Here is an 18,146-nt window from a genome sequence, read left to right as displayed (position 1 = left end):
GATAAGCAAATAAGGAATCCCAATGGACTCCTTATTTTTGTTTAGTAAAATGGATTAGATAGACAATGCAAGTGGCAATAGCTGAGCCGATGAGCAAGTAGGCTATTGGTCTAAGGCTTTCTAAGCCATACAATAAATGGCTGTCAACAAAGAGAAAGATGGCCAGAGTAATGATGAGAAGCACTAGGCAAAGGGTGAATACTATACTTTCTTTTTTCATGATAGACCTCCAATGATAGTATAGCAAAGTAATCTTAGTGATGCAACTGTAAAAATGGATAACGTTTACCAATAGTTGCCCTTATCGTTTTTCTTTACAGTTCTAGGGAATTGTGGTAAAATACAGGATAGAAATAAAGAGAAAAGGGGGTTGACGTCAGTCAACCCTTTCCCTGTATGCAAATTGTAGCAGGTTAGAATTGTAAAAGGAGGTGCCTATGTCATCAATTATTGATTTAGTCACGGCTACCATTGAACCAGCGATCCAAGCTCCTTATGAGTTGGTAGATGTGGAATATGGCAAAATGGGTGGTGACTACGTCTTATCGATTTTTATTGATAAGGAAGGAGGGATTTCCCTTCAGGATACGGCAGATTTATCCGAAATCATTAGTCCGCTTTTGGATACGATTCAGCCAGATCCCTTCCCAGAGCAGTATATGCTTGAAGTGACCAGTCCAGGTTTGGAACGTCCCTTGAAGACAGCAGAAGCAGTTGCCCAGGCTGTTGGGAAATACATTCATGTCAAGCTCTATCAAGCTATTGACAAGGTGAAGATTTTTGAAGGAACTCTCCTGTCCTTTGATGGAACAGATTTGGTCATGGAATACATGGACAAGACCCGTAAAAAAGAAGTGACCATTCCATATTCGACTGTAGCCAAGGCACGTTTAGCCGTTAAAATTTAAGTATAAGAAAGGACCTTTTGCTATCAAAAGGAAATGAAGATGAGTAGAGAAATGCTAGAAGCCTTCCGCATTTTAGAGGAAGACATGGGTATCAACAAGGCGGATATTATTGATGCAGTGACGGAATCACTCCGCTCTGCCTATAAACGCCGTTATGGACAAGCAGAGTCAGCAGTCATCGAGTTTGATGAGAAGAAGGCTGACTTCCATGTATATACTGTCCGTGAAGTAGTGGATGAGGTCTTTGATAGCCGGTTGGAAATCAGCCTCAAGGATGCCTTGGCCATCTCAACTGCGTATGAAATGGGAGATAAAATCAAATTCCAAGAAGATCCTGCAGAATTTGGTCGCGTAGCTGCTCAATCAGCCAAGCAGACCATTATGGAAAAAATGCGCAAGCAAAAGCGTGCCATTACCTTCAATACCTACAAGCAACATGAGAATGAAATCATGTCTGGTACCGTTGAACGGTTTGATAATCGCTTTATCTATGTCAACCTTGGTACGATTGAAGCTCAATTGTCAAAACAGGATCAAATTCCTGGCGAAGTTTTCCAGTCACATGACCGTATTGAAGTCTATGTCTACAAGGTAGAAGACAACGGTCGTGGGGTTAACGTATTTGTAAGCCGTAGCCATCCAGAAATGATCAAACGCCTCATGGAGCAGGAAATTCCTGAAGTTTATGATGGGACTGTTGAGATCATGAGTGTTGCTCGTGAAGCGGGTGACCGTACGAAAGTCGCTGTTCGTAGCCACAATCCAAACGTGGATGCTATTGGTACGATCGTTGGTCGTGGTGGTTCAAATATTAAGAAAATCACGAGCAAATTCCACCCAGCTCGTTACGATGCTAAGAATGACCGTATGATTCCTACTGAGGAAAATATTGACGTTATCGAGTGGGTAGCTGACGAAGCGGAATTTATCTACAATGCACTTGCACCTGCAGAAGTTGACCAAGTATTGTTTGATACAGAAGATGGCAAACATGCTACAGTCGTTGTGCCAGATGATAAATTGTCACTAGCAATCGGTCGTCGTGGACAAAACGTTCGTTTGGCAGCCCATTTGACAGGATTCCGCATCGACATCAAGTCAGCATCAGAATACGAAGCCTTTGAAGCTGAACAGTATGCGACAGAAGAGCTAGTAGAAGAAGTCGCAGAAGAACAAGAATAAGGCAAAAGGAGCAACCATGGCAAAAGCTAGAAAAATACCCTTGCGCAAGTCTGTGGTGTCCGGTGAAATCATCGACAAACGGGATTTGCTCCGTATTGTAAAAAATAAAGAAGGTCAAGTATTTATCGATCCAACAGGCAAGGCAAATGGTCGAGGAGCTTACATCAAGCTTGATAATGATGAGGCAAGCCAAGCTAAGAAACGTCGTGTCTTCGATCGTTCCTTTAGTATGGAAGTGGCCGAAGAATTTTACGATGAATTAATTGCCTATGTTGATCATAAGATCAAGAGGAGAGAACTTGGACTCGAATAAGAGACAGAAAATCTTAAATTTATTAGGTTTGGCCCAGCGAGCTGGTCGCCTGGTTTCGGGTGAGGACCTGGTTGTTGAAGCTATTCAAAAAAGGCAGGCAAAATTGGTGTTTTTAGCCGAAGATGCTGCTGGAAATTTAAGTAAAAAAGTAACAGATAAAAGTCATACCTATCAAGTAGAAGTTGTAACAGTGTTTTCAACACTGGAATTGAGTGCAGCTGTCGGCAAGGCTAGAAAAGTTCTTGCAGTGACAGACGCTGGATTTACAAAGAAGATGAGGTCTATTATGGAATAGAACAGGAGGACAAGGCATTGTCTAAGAAGAGATTGAATGAAATAGCCCGTGAATTAGGCGTAAGCAGTAAGGAAGTTGTTGCTAAGGCTCAAGAATTGGGTTTTGAAGTCAAAAGTCATGCTTCAAGCGTAGATGAAGCAAGTGCTAAACGCCTTGCAGAAAGCTTTGGTGGACAAAAATCAGAGGCAACTAAAGTTGCGGCAAAAGTTAGCAAGCCTGAGAAGGTTGATGAAACTCCAAAAGTGGAAACAGCTAAGGTAGAAAAAGCTAAGGAAGCACAGCCAGTAGTAAAAGAAGAAGTTGCGACAGCTGCAGTACAATCAGCTCCACACCGTCCACAGAGCCGTAACTTTAAGGCAGAACGGGAAGCACGTGCCAAGGAGCAAGCAGCTAAACGAGCACAAGGTAAAGGTGGCCAAGGTAAACAAAATCAAGACCGTCGTGATAACCGTCAACAAGGTCAAAACCGTCCAAATAATGACCGTAATGACCGACGCGATAATAGACGTGAGCAAGGTTCAGATAAACGCAAGGACAATCGTTTTGGTGACCGTCGCGACAATCGTCGCCAGGATAACCGTTCAGGTCAGTCAGCTCGCTTTGAGCAAAGAGAGGCTGCAAAACCTGCGGCACCTAAAATTGACTTCAAAGCGCGTGCTGCAGCCCTAAAAGCTGAGCAGAATGCAGAATATGCTCGCACTAGCGAAGAGCGATTCCGTCAGGCACAAGAAGCGAAGAAGCAACCGAAAAAACCAAAGGAAATCAAGTTTGAAGAACCGGTGATTGAAAGCAAGCCATTTGTTAAACCAACACCAGTCGCAGCGGTACCTGAGAAAGTTGCTGACAGTGCTGTAGATACCCGTCGTAAGAAACAAGCTCGACCAGATAAAAAGCGTGACTTTAATAGTGACGAAGAAGATGGTCCACGGAAACAACAAAGAAATCGAAATAGTCAAAATCAAGTGAGAAATCAAAGAAATAGTAACTGGAATAACAACAAGAAAAATAAACGTGGCAAGAACAATCAACCTGCCAAGCCTGTCACAGAACGCAAGTTCCACGAATTGCCAACTGAATTTGAATATACTGCTGGCATGACCGTCGCAGAAATTGCAAAACGAATCAAACGTGAACCTGCTGAAATTGTGAAAAAACTCTTCCTTATGGGAGTTATGGCGACTCAAAACCAATCTTTGGATGGAGATACTATCGAACTCCTCATGGTTGATTATGGTATTGAAGCGAAAGAAAAGGTAGAGGTCGATAACGCAGATATTGAGCGTTTCTTCGTAGAAGAGGGCTACCTCAATGAAGAAGAGATGACAGAACGCCCACCTGTTGTGACTATCATGGGACACGTTGACCATGGTAAGACGACACTTTTGGATACACTTCGTAATTCTCGTGTTGCTACTGGGGAAGCTGGAGGTATCACACAGCATATCGGTGCCTACCAAATTGAGGAAGCTGGTAAGAAAATTACTTTCTTGGATACTCCAGGACACGCGGCCTTTACTTCTATGCGTGCACGTGGTGCATCTGTTACCGACTTGACCATCCTAGTCGTTGCAGCAGATGATGGTGTCATGCCACAAACGATTGAGGCTATCAACCACTCAAAAGCAGCTAATGTACCAATCATTGTAGCTATCAACAAGATTGACAAGCCAGGTGCAAACCCAGAGCGTGTCATCGGTGAATTGGCTGAGCACGGTGTTATCTCAACCGCTTGGGGTGGAGAATCTGAATTTGTAGAAATCTCAGCTAAGTTTAACCAAAACATTGATGAATTGTTGGAAACTGTTCTTTTGGTCGCTGAAATCCAAGAACTCAAGGCAGACCCAACTGTTCGTGCGATTGGTACAGTTATCGAAGCGCATTTGGATAAAGGGAAAGGTGCGGTTGCAACCCTCCTCGTTCAACAAGGGACACTTAATGTTCAAGACCCAATCGTTGTCGGAAATACCTTTGGTCGCGTTCGTGCTATGACAAATGACCTTGGTCGTCGTGTTAAGGTTGCTGGTCCATCAACGCCAATTTCGATCACAGGTTTGAACGAAACTCCAATGGCAGGTGACCATTTTGCAGTCTACGAAGATGAAAAATCTGCGCGTGCAGCTGGTGAAGAACGTGCTAAACGTGCCCTTCTTAAACAGCGTCAAGCAACGCAACGAGTTAGCCTTGAAAACCTCTTTGACACTCTTAAAGCAGGTGAAGTTAAGTCAGTTAATGTGATCATCAAGGCTGACGTACAAGGCTCTGTTGAAGCACTTGCTTCATCCCTTCAAAAAATCGAAGTGGAAGGCGTGCGTGTTAATATCGTTCACTCAGCAGTTGGTGCCATTAACGAGTCAGACATCACACTTGCAGAAGCATCCAACGCACTCGTTATCGGTTTCAACGTTCGTCCAACTGCCGAAGCTCGCAACCAAGCCGAAGCAGACGAAGTAGAAGTACGTCTCCACAGTATCATCTACAAGGTGATTGAAGAGATGGAAGATGCTATGAAAGGGATGTTGGATCCTGAGTACGAAGAAAAAATCATCGGTGAAGCAATCATCCGTGAAACCTTCAAGGTATCCAAAGTTGGAACGATCGGTGGTTTCATGGTTGTACGTGGTAAGGTTACCCGTGATTCAAGCGTCCGTGTCATCCGTGATGGCGTTGTTATCTTCGACGGTAAATTGGCGAGCTTGAAGCGTTACAAGGACGATGTGAAAGAAGTCGGTAATGCCCAAGAAGGTGGTTTGATGATTGAAAACTACAACGACATTCGTGTAGATGATACCATCGAAGCATATATCATGGAAGAAATCAAAAAATAATATTTTCTCACTGTCAAAATCATAGACAAGTGATTTTGTCGAGGGAGTGATAATTTAATAGATTTTAGTAGATTTTAAAGCAATAGTTTTTAATCTACTTGGATTATTCAAGCTGGGGAAACTCAGCTTTTCTATCATCTAAGAAAGGAAAGAATATGGCGAATCATTTTCGTACAGACCGTGTCGGGATGGAAATCAAGCGCGAAGTCAATGAGATTTTGCAAAAGAAAGTTCGTGATCCACGTGTGCAGGGAGTGACCATTACAGATGTTCAGATGGTCGGCGATTTGTCAATGGCCAAGGTTTACTACACAATCATGAGTAATTTGGCATCCGATAATCAAAAAGCACAAACGGGTCTTGAAAAAGCGACGGGAACCATTAAGAGAGAACTTGGTCGTAAGTTAACTCTTTATAAAATTCCAGATTTGGTCTTTGAAAAAGACCGATCAATTGAGTACGGTAATAAAATTGATCAAATGTTGCGTGCTCTTGATCAGAAAGATTAACAACAAAAGTCGGATGGAAACATTCGGCTTTTTCTGACTCGGATGCTTTGTCCATATATGGTGGCGTTTACAAGCCCTCGGAAAGATGTTATACTAATACTCAAGGAAAATCAAAAGTAGCCTAGGAAACGAAGTCGAAGATAGAACTCTGTTACTATCTTATTTCAAGGTAACAGGCTGAAAACCTTCACTGGAGCTTTTCGCTCATCAAGGCTCTTGACAACGGATAATTTTGGTTTTCGAAGAGTATAAGACCAAAGATAGAGCACAGGAGGAAGTTATGAAAACATTTATTAGTAAACTGATGTTAGTGTCCACAGTTGTACTATTAGCTGCTTGTCAGTCTAATCAGGTAAAAGGTGGTGAGAGTTCTAGCTCTAGTGCTTCAAGCCAAGTTTCAGATAGTTCTAGTTTGCAGCAAGCGTCAACAATAGCATCTAGCTCCGAGACGCAAGCATCCTCAGTGACCACTCCTGAGCTAAGTGAGGTATACCAATCAGTTATTGATCGTTATCAAGCGAATATGGGGCAGCCTGCTGAGGCAATCAATCAGGATGAGGTCAGTAGCTATCTGAGCTTATTAACTAGTCAGGGGCAAGAATATAGTGGAATATTTTATAGTTTGTATGATGTCAACCATGATGGTATAGAGGAGCTGCTTCTAGCTTTGGACAAGTCGGGAGAATATGTCTTAATTGACCTCTATACTCAGCTTGCCGATGAGAGTCTACGTTTGGTGGATAATTTCCGCAATCTTGGATTTGAAATTGGACCCGACGCCCTACTTCGTCCTTTACAGGATGGAACATACTTATTTGAAGGAGATGGTGTTTTTCGCATTTATCAATACAATGCGATGATTCCAGGTTTAAAACGCATTTCTGAATCAGATACCAATCCTGAAACTTCTCCCTTGCTTGAGTTGAAAAGCTTGCATTGGGTTAAGCTATAGATTTTATCAATGATTATTCCTAGGCTGGGTTTCCCGGCCTTTTGTAGTTCCTAAGAACTTTAAGTTTTCTTTTGGCAATCTTTAATCTTTCTTTTAGGAAGGAAAGGTAAACTGGGAGCATATCAGGAAGGGATACGACTTCCTAAAGAAAAGGAATCTTTATTATGAAAACAAATCGTAAAAAATTACTTTACTCTGGTGTTACTCTTATGAGTCTTGGTGTCTTAGCAGCGTGTTCATCTACTTCAAGTTCAACGACGACTTCAAGCTCAGCAGCAACTAGTCAGACAAGTGTAGCGACAACTTCAAATAATAGCACTTCATCAGATTCGAGCTCGTCATCTATTGACTGGTCAGCCCTTCCAACGACAGAAGTGACGCTTTCAAACGATGGCTTGAAAATTACTGAGGGTGGAACCTATATTTTGACTGGTTCAACAACAGCTGGTGTAACGGTTGAAACAGATGCCAATGTTCGCATCATTCTAGCAGGTGCTGAAATTTCAAGTTCAGATACAGCAGCTATCAATGTTATTAGCGCAGACAACGTTGAATTGGAAATCAAGGATGGTACAAGCAATACTGTGAAAGATACAAGTAGTCACTCAGATACCAATATCGAAGGGGCTATCCATGTTGAAGCAGATTTGACCATCACTGGTAATGGTAGCTTGACAGTTGAGGGCAACTTCCAAGATGGTATTGTATTGACGGACGACCTTGTCGTGAATTCAGGAAACATTACCGTTACTGCAGTGGATGATGGTATCCGTGGTAAGGATTCATTGACAATCAATGGTGGTACAATCAATGTAACAGCAGGTGGTGATGGTATCAAGTCAACCAATGATACAGATACTACCAAAGGTTATACAACTATCACAGGTGGTGAAATTACTGTAACAGCAGGTGATGATGGTATTAAAGCGGAGACGGCTTTGACAATTGACGGAAGTACCATTACAGTATCAGAATCTGCTGAGGCACTTGAAGGTACTAACATCACGATTAATGGTGGTACATTAGATGTTTACGGTTCAGATGATGCTATTAATGCGGCAAGTACAACGTCATCAGATATCTTTATCAAGGTAACTGGCGGTGACTTGAAAGTGGCTGTAGGTAGTGGAGATACGGATGCCTTTGATGCTAATGGAGACATTTATATCTCCGGTGGTACAATCGATGTAACAGCTCAATCTGCTTTTGACTTCGATGGAACTGCTGAATTGACAGGAGGTACTGTGACAGTTAACGGTGAGCAGATTACTCAAATCACCGCAACAGGACCAGGTGCAGGTGGTCACGGTGGCTGGTAATCAATAATAATACAAAAAGGTCTGAGTTGACGAACTCAGACCTTTCGTTTGCTTTCCATATTGGGAAGATTGATTTTGTATTTAATTACCAATAATCGAATGACTAAAGAAATGGTAAAAATGGTGATGAAGGTTGGAATTTGTGGTAATTTCCAATTTACAACGCAAAGATGATAGAGGACTCCTGAGAAAAATGCAAGGACAGCATAGACATCTTCTTTAAGAACAATAGGTGTTTCATTGACGAGTAAATCACGGGCGATTCCGCCTCCGACACCTGTCAAAGCTGCCAGAATACCACTGGTTAGAGCGTTTAGCTGGAGAGAGATGCCAGTACTGGCTCCAATGAGGGCAAAGATGGCTAGACCGATTGCATCAAAGATAAGGTTTGTCTGGGAAAGGAAATGAATCATCTTCTTATCAAGTGGTTTGTCCTGCTTTAGATTGATAACAATCAAGTACATGCTAATCGCTACTCCGAGAGATAAATAGATGGCTTTTGGATCGGTAAGTGCAGCAGGAATGCGATTGGCCATTGTATCTCGAATAATTCCCCCACCAACGGCGGTAATGATACCGAGCAAGCTAATTCCAAAAATATCTAACTTTTTCTTAAATCCTTTTACGGCCCCCGAAACAGCAAATGCAATAGTGCCTATGTAGTTACAAATCATAAGAAATAAATCGAATTCCATAAGAACCTCCGTACCTATATTAACAGAAAGAAAGACGGCGTGCAAGCTTATTTAAAGTTTGTGAAAAAAGTTTCAAACAAGTAAAGTGAATCTTTTGAGGATTTGTGAAAAAACGCACTAAATCAAGGTTTTCACGAAAATTTCTGTAAAAAGAAAACGGTTCAATTACTTGCCATTTGTGAAATATTGGTCTATCATAGTACAGAAAGAGAAAAACCTTTGGAGGAAATTATGGTATCTATCTCAAAAGAACAACATTTGGATATGTTCCTAAAAATGCAACAAATCCGTGATGTTGATATGAAATTAAACAAATTAGTGCGTCGCGGTTTCGTACAAGGTATGACTCACTTCTCAGTCGGTGAAGAAGCTGCGGCTGTTGGACCTATTGCTGGATTGACAGATGAGGACATCATCTTCTCACACCACCGTGGTCACGGTCACGTTATTGCAAAAGGTATTGATATCAACGGTATGATGGCTGAGCTTGCTGGTAAGGCAACAGGTACATCTAAAGGCCGTGGTGGTTCGATGCACTTGGCAAACGTGGAAAAAGGAAACTTTGGTTCAAACGGTATCGTAGGTGGTGGTTATGCCCTTGCGGTGGGTGCGGCCCTTACGCAACAATACCTCGGTACAGATAACATTGTTATTGCCTTCTCAGGTGATTCAGCGACAAACGAAGGTTCCTTCCACGAATCAATGAACTTGGCAGCTGTTTGGAACTTACCAGTTATCTTCTTTATCACTAACAACCGTTACGGTATTTCAACTGACATTTCTTATTCTACTAAGATTCCTCACCTCTACCAACGTGCAGCAGCATACGGTATTCCAGGTCATTATGTTGAGGATGGTAACGACGTTATTGCCGTTTATGAAAAAATGCAAGAAGTCATCGAGTACGTTCGTGCAGGAAATGGTCCTGCCATGGTCGAAGTTGAATCATACCGCTGGTTTGGACACTCAACTGCCGATGCAGGTGTTTACCGTACTAAAGAAGAAGTCAATGAGTGGAAAGCAAAAGACCCACTTAAGAAATACCGCAAATACTTGACAGAGAACAAGATTGCGACAGACGAAGAATTGGATGCTATTGAAGCACAAGTGGCAGAACAAGTAGAAGCATCTGTGAAATTCGCACAAGAAAGCCCAGATCCAGACATCTCAGTAGCTTATGAGGATGTGTTTGTAGACTAGGGTGTGAGGACGTTAAAGAGGCACAGAAAAATTAGAGAGTCAGCTAGTGATGTGGACATCACTAATGGCTCATCTATTTTTCCAAGCCTCTAGTCTGAACCCAACTACTAACGTAAGAAGTTTGACTAAGCTCTAAAGAGCAAGTCAAACTACGGTAACCACTATGGTGGACTACCTACTTACGGGAGGAGAACAAAGTTCTCCCTATTGGGAGACCTCCAAACATTTCCCAAATGTTTGAAGCTAACTTCGTCTATTCAGCAATATCGGCTGAATAGTCTCCGTGTCGTAAGTGACGTGATTAGTTTGACTACGTTCTAAATAGCAAGTCAAACTAGGGTAGTTCGAGTAGCTATGACGCTTGATTACAATGAAGTAATTGATTAGTTTTCTATATTTTACTTGTTACAGTAAAGATAAATTGATATAAATTAGGAGTAAAAAATGGCTGAAACAAAAGTAATGGCCTTGCGTGAAGCGATTAACTTGGCTCAAAGCGAAGAAATGCGTAAGGATGAAAAAGTATTCTTGATGGGTGAAGACGTCGGTATCTACGGCGGTGACTTCGGTACATCTGTTGGTATGTTGGACGAATTTGGTCCAAAACGCGTTCGCGACACGCCTATCTCTGAGGCGGCAATCGCTGGTTCTGCGGTTGGTGCGGCTCAAACAGGTCTTCGTCCAATCGTTGACTTGACTTTCATGGACTTCATCACAATTGCCCTTGATGCGATTGTTAACCAAGCTGCCAAAACTAACTACATGTTTGGTGGTGGCTTGAAAACCCCTGTAACCTTCCGTGTGGCATCTGGTTCAGGTATCGGTTCAGCGGCACAGCACTCACAATCTCTTGAGGCATGGTTGACCCACATTCCAGGTATCAAGGTAGTTGCACCAGGTACAGCTAACGATGCAAAAGGTCTTTTGAAATCATCTATCCTTGACAACAACCCAGTTATCTTCTTGGAACCAAAAGCTCTTTACGGTAAAAAAGAAGAAGTCAACTTGGACCCAGATTTCTACATTCCACTTGGTAAGGGTGAAATCAAACGTGAAGGTACAGATGTAACCATCATTTCATACGGTCGTATGTTGGAACGTGCCTTGAAAGCGGCTGAAGAAGTGGCTGCTGAAGGTATCAGCGTAGAAGTGGTTGACCCACGTACCCTTATCCCATTGGACAAAGAATTGATCATCGAATCTGTGAAGAAAACTGGTAAGGTTATCTTGGTCAATGATGCTTACAAAACAGGTGGTTTCATCGGTGAAATCGCATCAATCATCACAGAAAGCGAAGCCTTTGACTACTTGGATGCACCAATCATCCGTATCGCTTCAGACGATGTACCAGTTCCTTACGCAAACATTCTTGAAAACGCAGTATTGCCAAACGTAGAGAAAATCAAAGCGGCAATCTACAAGCAAGTAAACAAGGGCTAATATTATCGTCATCCGCTTATCTTTTCTGACTGTGTTGATTTGGCTTGCCTAAGGTCAGTTATGCCTGCACCAAATCGCCATGGCAGAAATGCAATCGGAAAGACGCTAACTCTGCTATGCTAGAAATAAAATGTTCTAGCGTGACTAAGAATGCTTGGAAAAGAATTAAGCCGCTTCGCTTATCGAAGTCTGGTTTGGTTCTTGACAAGGTAAGAAACTGAAAGAAAGGATTAGAACACGAACTAAATGCTCGGAATTTAGATAGTCCGCCTTGGATGTGAAGCATCCTGCGTTGGACTCCTAAAATCCGTCGCATTTGGACGTTCTTTGTATCATAATTATGGCTATTGAAATCATTATGCCTAAGCTCGGTGTGGACATGCAAGAAGGTGAAATCATCGAGTGGAAAAAACAAGAGGGCGATTTCGTCAATGAAGGCGATGTCATCTTGGAAATGATGTCTGACAAGACCAGCATGGAGCTGGAAGCAGAAGAGTCAGGCGTCCTATTGAAAATTGTTCACGGAAACGGTGCTACTGTTCCCGTAACAGAAGTTATTGCTTACTTGGGTGCTGAAGGTGAGACAGTTGAAGCAGGAGCTTCATCTGCTCCAGTTGCTCCTGCAGCAGCAATCGAAGAAGTGCCTGCAGGTCGTACACCTGTAATCGTTGCTCCTGCAGCGGCTGCCAAACCTCAAGGTGGCGGTAAGGTGCGTGCGACTCCTGCAGCACGTAAATTGGCGCGTGAGCTTGGAATTGACTTGGGTCTTGTTCCAGGAACAGGTGCTAACGGCCGTGTCCACAAGGTTGACGTTGAAGACTTCAAGGGAGCAGCTCCAAAAGCAACTCCGCTTGCAGCCCGTATCGCAGCAGACCAAGGTGTTGACTTGTCAACCCTTACAGGTTCAGGTGTCAATGGTAAGATTGTCAAGGACGACGTTCTTGCAGTACTTGCTCCTGCAGCTGTAGAAGCTGTTGCACCAGCACCAAAAGCTGAAGAGAAACCAGCTAAAGAATTACCAGAAGGTGTTGAAATCATCAAGATGAGCCCAATGCGTAAGGCAATTTCAAAAGGTATGGTCAACTCTTACTTGACTGCTCCGACATTTACACTTAACTACGATATTGACATGACCAACCTCATGGCATTGCGTAAGCAAGTCCTTGAGCCAATCATGAACAAGACTGGTTTGAAAGTAACCTTTACAGACTTGATTGGTCTTGCGGTTGTTCGTACTTTGATGAAAGAAGAACACCGTTACATGAACGCATCTTTGATTAACGATGCCCAAGAAATCGAATTACACAAGTTCGTTAACCTTGGTATCGCAGTAGGTCTAGATGATGGCTTGGTGGTGCCAGTTGTTCACGGTGCAGATAAGATGAGCTTGTCTAACTTCGTGGTGGCTTCAAAAGATGTCATCAAGAAGGCTCAATCTGGTAAGTTGAAGGGTGCTGAAATGTCAGGATCAACCTTCTCTATCACCAACTTGGGTATGTTTGGTACTAAAACCTTTAACCCAATCATCAACCAACCAAACTCAGCAATCCTTGGTGTTGCAGCAACTGTTCAAACACCAGTTGTCATCGACGGCGAAATCAAGATCCGTCCAATCATGGCACTCTGCTTGACCATTGACCACCGTATCGTTGACGGTATGAATGGTGCTAAGTTCATGGTTGACTTGAAGAACTTGCTGGAAAACCCATTAGAATTGTTGATCTGAGATAAGATGCAAAAGGCGTTAAGAAAACCGTATGAAAATAGGAAATCAACGATGTGCCTTGAGGCACGAGGCGATTTATCTTTTTCAATAGGTTTTTAGCCTGTGCTCAATTTGGTAAAGAGAAAAAATAAAGAAAGGGAATAAGAGCGAGAGAGTTTTAGCAATTGAACCCGAGCGGAAAGCTCGGAAAAAAGACAAATCGTTTAGAAAATCAGGATTTTCTACGATTTCCTATTTTTCAGTCGCTTTCTCTTCGCTCTTGGTATCTTAAACATGGCAATTGAAATTATTATGCCGAAACTTGGTGTAGATATGCAAGAAGGCGAAATCATCGAGTGGAAAAAACAAGAGGGTGATTTTGTCAACGAAGGTGATGTTATCTTGGAGATGATGTCAGATAAGACAAGCATGGAATTGGAAGCGGAAGAATCGGGTGTTCTTTTGAAAATCGTTCATGGTAACGGTGCAACAGTTCCTGTAACTGAAGTCATTGCTTACCTTGGTGCAGAAGGTGAAACTGTTGAAGTGGGTGCTTCACCTGCTCCAGCTGAAGTTGCTCAAGCAACTGCTGACTTGAAAGCAGCTGGTTTGGAAGTACCTGCAGCTCCTGCAGCAGCTCCACAAGCTCCTAAGGCCGAATTGGCGGCTGACGAGTACGACATGGTTGTTGTCGGTGGTGGTCCTGCTGGTTACTACGCTGCTATTCGTGGTGCTCAATTAGGTGGTAAAATCGCTATCGTTGAGAAATCAGAATTTGGTGGTACTTGCTTGAACAAGGGTTGTATCCCAACTAAGACCTACCTTAAGAACGCTGAAATCCTTGACGGCTTGAAGATCGCAGCTGAGCGTGGTATCAACCTTGCTTCAACAAACTACACCGTTGATATGGACAAGACAGTTGACTTCAAGAACAAGGTTGTCAAGACATTGACTGGTGGCGTTCAAGGTCTCTTGAAAGCTAACAAGGTAACCATCTTCAATGGTCTTGGTCAAGTAAACCCTGATAAGACGGTTGTTATTGGCGACAAGGTTATCAAAGGTCGTAGCATCATTCTTGCAACAGGTTCTAAAGTATCACGCATCAACATCCCAGGTATTGATTCTAAGTTGGTATTGACTTCTGATGATATTCTTGATTTGCGTGAAATTCCTAAGTCACTCACTGTTATGGGTGGTGGCGTAGTCGGTGTGGAACTTGGTCTGGTTTACGCATCATACGGAACAGAAGTAACCGTTGTTGAAATGGCTGACCGTATCATTCCAGGTATGGACCGTGAAGTGTCTGTTGAATTGCAAAAAGTCCTTTCTAAGAAAGGTATGAAATTCTTGACATCTGTTGGTGTATCTGAAATCGTTGAAGCTAACAACCAATTGACAATCAAATTGAACGACGGTTCAGAAATCGTTTCTGAAAAAGCCCTTCTTTCAATCGGACGTGTACCACAATTGGCTGGTCTTGAAAATCTTAACCTTGAATTGGACCGCGGTCGTATCAAGGTCAACGAATACCAAGAAACATCTATCCCTGGTATCTACGCACCAGGTGATGTCAACGGTACTAAGATGTTGGCACACGCTGCTTACCGTATGGGTGAAGTGGCAGCTGAAAACGCAATCCATGGCAACCACCACAAAGCTAAATTGGACTTCACACCAGCAGCGGTTTACACACACCCAGAAATCGCTATGGTTGGTTTGACAGAAGACCAAGCTATCGAGAAATACGGTAAAGAAAACATCCTTATCGGTCGCAACAGCTTCACTGGTAACGGTCGTGCCATTGCTTCTAACGAAGCACATGGTTTCGTAAAAGTTATCGCTGAGAAGAAATACCATGAAATCCTTGGTGTTCACATCATCGGTCCAGTTGCAGCTGAAATGATCAACGAAGCAGCAACCATCATGGAATCTGAGTTGACAGTTGACGACGTGGCAGCATCAATCCACGGTCACCCAACCTTCTCAGAAGTAATGTACGAAGCCTTCCTTGATGTTCTTGGTGTTGCGATTCACAACCCACCAAAACGGAAATAATAAGAGCTTCTAAAATACAGTAGAGAGACAAGTCTTTGGACTTGTCTTTTGTTATCGTTTCCACTATAATAAAAATTAGTTAACAATAAAGGAGTTTTGCATGAAATACATCGTAAACAACAGCAATGACCCAGCCTATAACATTGCCCTCGAAGCCTATGCCTTCAAGGAATTAACAGATATTGACGAAATTTTTATTCTCTGGATCAATGAGCCTGCCATCATTATCGGTAAGCACCAGAATGCTATTGAAGAAATCAACAAGGAATTCACAGACGAAAAGGGCATCCATGTTGTTCGCCGTTTGTCAGGTGGTGGCGCAGTTTATCACGACCTCAACAACCTCAACTATACTATTATTTCAAATAAGGCAGACGAAGGAGCTTTTGACTTCAAAACCTTCTCCAAGCCTGTGATTGATACCCTTGCGACACTGGGTGTTGAGGCGAATTTCACCGGTCGTAATGACCTTGAAATCGACGGCAAGAAAATCTGTGGTAATGCCCAAGCCTACGCCAAAGGCCGTATGATGCACCACGGTTGCTTGCTCTTTGATGTGGATATGTCAGTCCTCGCAAGTGCCCTCAAGGTCAGCAAGGATAAGATTGAGTCCAAGGGTGTTAAGTCAGTCCGTGCCCGCGTAACTAATATCAATAACGAATTGCCAGAGAAGATGACCGTTTTAGAGTTCAAGGACGCCATCCTCAACCAGATGAAGCAAGAATATCCAGACATGGACGAGTATGTCTTGTCAGAAGATGACTTGGCCCGTATCCAAGAAATCCGTGATACCCAGTTTGCGACATGGGATTGGACTTACGGTCAAACACCAGAATATACCGTTGAGCGTAGTGTTCGTTATCCAGCAGGCAAAATCACAACCTACATCAAGGCTGAAAAATCTGTTATCGAATCCATCAAGATTTACGGAGACTTCTTCGGTATCGGTGATGTATCGGACATTGAAGACTTGCTGGTCGGCACTCGCTATGAGTACGTAGATGTCCTAGCGAAACTCCAAGAAATCGATACAACACACTACTTCTCACGCATGACGACAGAAGAAGTAGCCAAAGCGATTGTGGCTTAATCTATCAGACTGTCCATGAACTTGGATAGTCTTTTCTTTCATGAAATTGTTTTCAGTAAGCTCTTTTCACTTGCACATTTTCTATATTATGGTATAATTACTTTCTGTGAGTATCCCTCACTTACTCGTGGCTAGACCATGAGTCATTAGACCAAAAGGAGGAACATATCAATGGCTAAATACGAAATTCTTTATATTATTCGTCCAAACATTGAAGAAGAAGCTAAAAACGCTTTGGTAGCACGCTTTGACTCTATCTTGACTGACAACGGTGCAACTATCGTTGAATCAAAAGCATGGGAAAAACGTCGCCTTGCATACGAAATCAAAGATTTCCGCGAAGGTTTGTACCACATCGTTAACGTTGAAGCTAACAACGATGAAGCTCTTAAAGAGTTTGACCGTTTGTCAAAAATCAACGGCGACATTCTTCGTCACATGATTGTCAAACTTGACGCGTAAGAAGGTGTTGTATGATTAATAATGTAGTATTGGTTGGTCGTATGACCCGTGATGCAGAACTTCGTTATACTCCGTCTAATCAAGCTGTTGCGACTTTTACTTTGGCGGTTAACCGCAATTTTAAAAATCAAAACGGTGAGCGTGAAGCGGACTTTATCAACGTAGTCATTTGGCGTCAACAAGCTGAGAATTTGGCGAATTGGGCTAAGAAAGGTGCTCTGATTGGTGTTACTGGTCGTATCCAGACTCGTAGCTATGACAATCAGCAAGGGCAACGTGTCTACGTTACTGAGGTAGTTGCAGAAAGTTTCCAACTCTTGGAAAGCCGTACTGCCCGTGAAGGTCAAGGTGGAGGCTATTCAGCTGGCAACTCGTTTGCTGGAGGAAATGACTATAACTCACCTTATCAAGCACCTGCACAATCTACACCAAACTTCGCTCGAGAAGAAAGTCCATTTGGAGCAAGCAATCCAATGGATATATCAGACGATGACCTACCATTCTAGGTCTGAAAATAATAATATAAAGGAGAACACACATGGCTCAACAACGTCGTGGCGGTTTCAAACGCCGTAAAAAAGTTGACTATATCGCAGCTAACAAAATTGAATATGTTGATTACAAAGATACTGAGCTTCTTAGCCGTTTCATTTCTGAACGTGGAAAAATCCTTCCACGTCGTGTAACTGGAACTTCAGCTAAAAACCAACGTAAAGTAACAACAGCTATCAAACGTGCTCGCGTAATGGCATTGCTACCATTCGTAAACGAAGATTAGTAAAAAGACCCGTCAGGGTCTTTTTAGCTTGCACTACAGAAATATGAAAAGTGCAATGGTCCAGTGGACCATTTTTTCTTGCGCTCTAGAAATGCGAAAAGCGCAATAACAGTATGGACTGCTTTTTATAGTCATTTAGTTTTAAAATAGTATTCCAAAGAATACTCAACCGATTGAAATCTCCTCAATAACTCAGCCACTTTTCTTTTCAAGCCAGCCCAGAATCGTTCAATTGGGTTAAGTTCAGGGGAATAAGGTGGAAGCGGAAGAAAATAGTGTCCCTTAGCCACTGCAAGCTCATCTAGTTGTTTCTTGGGATGAAAAGCTGCATTATCCATAATGATGACATGGGGTTCTGTCAAGGATGGCAATAGCTGCTCCTGATACCACTTGATAAATAATTCCGCTGTCATCGTTC

The 18,146-nt window shown here is 42.7% G+C and carries 18 protein-coding genes and 2 pseudogenes; 17 read left to right on the top strand and 3 right to left on the bottom strand.

Annotated elements, in window-relative coordinates:
* Positions 1-31: 31 nt before the first annotated feature.
* A complete protein-coding gene (locus ODU55_RS06910) occupies positions 32-220 on the bottom strand; it encodes a hypothetical protein (protein WP_398582361.1) in 189 nt (62 codons plus the stop codon).
* 217 nt (positions 221-437) lie between these two features.
* Here ODU55_RS06910 and rimP point away from each other — a divergent pair, with 217 nt between their 5' ends.
* The 9 genes and pseudogenes from rimP to ODU55_RS06865 all read left to right on the top strand — a co-directional run bounded on the left by rimP (position 438) and on the right by ODU55_RS06865 (position 8,303).
* Positions 438-908, top strand: coding sequence for a ribosome maturation factor RimP (rimP, locus tag ODU55_RS06905; RefSeq protein WP_105106918.1), 471 nt, complete (start codon positions 438-440; stop codon positions 906-908).
* Positions 909-947: 39 nt separating this feature from the next.
* Complete coding sequence (nusA, locus tag ODU55_RS06900) at positions 948-2,090, top strand: transcription termination factor NusA (RefSeq protein ID WP_398582373.1); 1,143 nt, start codon at positions 948-950, stop codon at positions 2,088-2,090.
* A gap of 16 nt (positions 2,091-2,106) precedes the next feature.
* Positions 2,107-2,403 (top strand): RNase P modulator RnpM, encoded by a 297-nt coding sequence (gene rnpM, locus ODU55_RS06895; RefSeq protein WP_002942375.1) that lies wholly within the window; start codon positions 2,107-2,109, stop codon positions 2,401-2,403.
* Positions 2,390-2,698, top strand: a complete 309-nt coding sequence (locus ODU55_RS06890) for a YlxQ-related RNA-binding protein (RefSeq protein WP_398582360.1) — start codon at positions 2,390-2,392, stop codon at positions 2,696-2,698. The genes rnpM and ODU55_RS06890 overlap by 14 nt, the downstream gene beginning before the upstream one ends.
* A 17-nt stretch (positions 2,699-2,715) precedes the next feature.
* Positions 2,716-2,833, top strand: a pseudogene (locus ODU55_RS06885) (translation initiation factor IF-2 N-terminal domain-containing protein); the annotation flags it as partial.
* Between the two features lie 488 nt (positions 2,834-3,321).
* A pseudogene (gene infB / locus ODU55_RS06880) lies at positions 3,322-5,523 on the top strand (translation initiation factor IF-2); the annotation flags it as partial.
* 155 nt (positions 5,524-5,678) lie between these two features.
* Positions 5,679-6,032, top strand: coding sequence for a 30S ribosome-binding factor RbfA (gene rbfA / locus ODU55_RS06875; RefSeq protein WP_398579987.1), 354 nt, complete (start codon positions 5,679-5,681; stop codon positions 6,030-6,032).
* A 280-nt stretch (positions 6,033-6,312) separates the two neighbouring features.
* Positions 6,313-6,984 (top strand): colicin lysis protein, encoded by a 672-nt coding sequence (locus ODU55_RS06870; RefSeq protein ID WP_398582359.1) that lies wholly within the window; start codon positions 6,313-6,315, stop codon positions 6,982-6,984.
* A 164-nt stretch (positions 6,985-7,148) separates the two neighbouring features.
* Positions 7,149-8,303: a carbohydrate-binding domain-containing protein gene (locus tag ODU55_RS06865; protein ID WP_398582358.1), complete on the top strand. Its 1,155-nt coding sequence runs from the start codon at positions 7,149-7,151 to the stop codon at positions 8,301-8,303.
* Positions 8,304-8,338: 35 nt separating this feature from the next.
* Here ODU55_RS06865 and ODU55_RS06860 read toward each other — a convergent pair whose 3' ends face one another.
* Complete coding sequence (locus ODU55_RS06860; protein ID WP_398582357.1) at positions 8,339-8,998, bottom strand: trimeric intracellular cation channel family protein; 660 nt, start codon at positions 8,996-8,998, stop codon at positions 8,339-8,341.
* Between the two features lie 231 nt (positions 8,999-9,229).
* Here ODU55_RS06860 and ODU55_RS06855 point away from each other — a divergent pair, with 231 nt between their 5' ends.
* The 8 genes from ODU55_RS06855 to rpsR all read left to right on the top strand — a co-directional run bounded on the left by ODU55_RS06855 (position 9,230) and on the right by rpsR (position 17,728).
* Positions 9,230-10,198 (top strand): thiamine pyrophosphate-dependent dehydrogenase E1 component subunit alpha, encoded by a 969-nt coding sequence (locus ODU55_RS06855; protein WP_024379494.1) that lies wholly within the window; start codon positions 9,230-9,232, stop codon positions 10,196-10,198.
* A gap of 444 nt (positions 10,199-10,642) precedes the next feature.
* Positions 10,643-11,638 (top strand): alpha-ketoacid dehydrogenase subunit beta, encoded by a 996-nt coding sequence (locus ODU55_RS06850; protein WP_002942393.1) that lies wholly within the window; start codon positions 10,643-10,645, stop codon positions 11,636-11,638.
* A gap of 340 nt (positions 11,639-11,978) precedes the next feature.
* Positions 11,979-13,364: a dihydrolipoamide acetyltransferase gene (locus ODU55_RS06845; protein WP_398582356.1), complete on the top strand. Its 1,386-nt coding sequence runs from the start codon at positions 11,979-11,981 to the stop codon at positions 13,362-13,364.
* A gap of 273 nt (positions 13,365-13,637) precedes the next feature.
* Complete coding sequence (gene lpdA / locus ODU55_RS06840) at positions 13,638-15,398, top strand: dihydrolipoyl dehydrogenase (RefSeq protein WP_395382871.1); 1,761 nt, start codon at positions 13,638-13,640, stop codon at positions 15,396-15,398.
* A gap of 100 nt (positions 15,399-15,498) precedes the next feature.
* Complete coding sequence (locus ODU55_RS06835; protein ID WP_105140666.1) at positions 15,499-16,488, top strand: lipoate--protein ligase; 990 nt, start codon at positions 15,499-15,501, stop codon at positions 16,486-16,488.
* A gap of 171 nt (positions 16,489-16,659) precedes the next feature.
* Entirely contained in the window at positions 16,660-16,950 is a 291-nt protein-coding gene (gene rpsF / locus ODU55_RS06830; RefSeq protein WP_002942403.1) for a 30S ribosomal protein S6, read from the top strand.
* An 11-nt stretch (positions 16,951-16,961) separates the two neighbouring features.
* Complete coding sequence (locus tag ODU55_RS06825) at positions 16,962-17,456, top strand: single-stranded DNA-binding protein (protein ID WP_002942409.1); 495 nt, start codon at positions 16,962-16,964, stop codon at positions 17,454-17,456.
* 32 nt (positions 17,457-17,488) lie between these two features.
* Entirely contained in the window at positions 17,489-17,728 is a 240-nt protein-coding gene (rpsR, locus tag ODU55_RS06820; RefSeq protein ID WP_002939250.1) for a 30S ribosomal protein S18, read from the top strand.
* A gap of 131 nt (positions 17,729-17,859) precedes the next feature.
* On the opposite strand, the gene ODU55_RS06815 is transcribed toward rpsR, so the two are convergent.
* Positions 17,860-18,146 (bottom strand): transposase (locus tag ODU55_RS06815; protein ID WP_398582203.1); only part of this gene is annotated, 287 nt, incomplete at its 5' end.

The sequence above is a fragment of the Streptococcus sp. 2022WUSS037 genome, assembly GCF_044427225.1.
GTDB lineage: Bacteria > Bacillota > Bacilli > Lactobacillales > Streptococcaceae > Streptococcus.
Note: the sequence above shows the minus strand (reverse complement) of the source record. Positions and strands in the feature narration are given on the sequence as shown.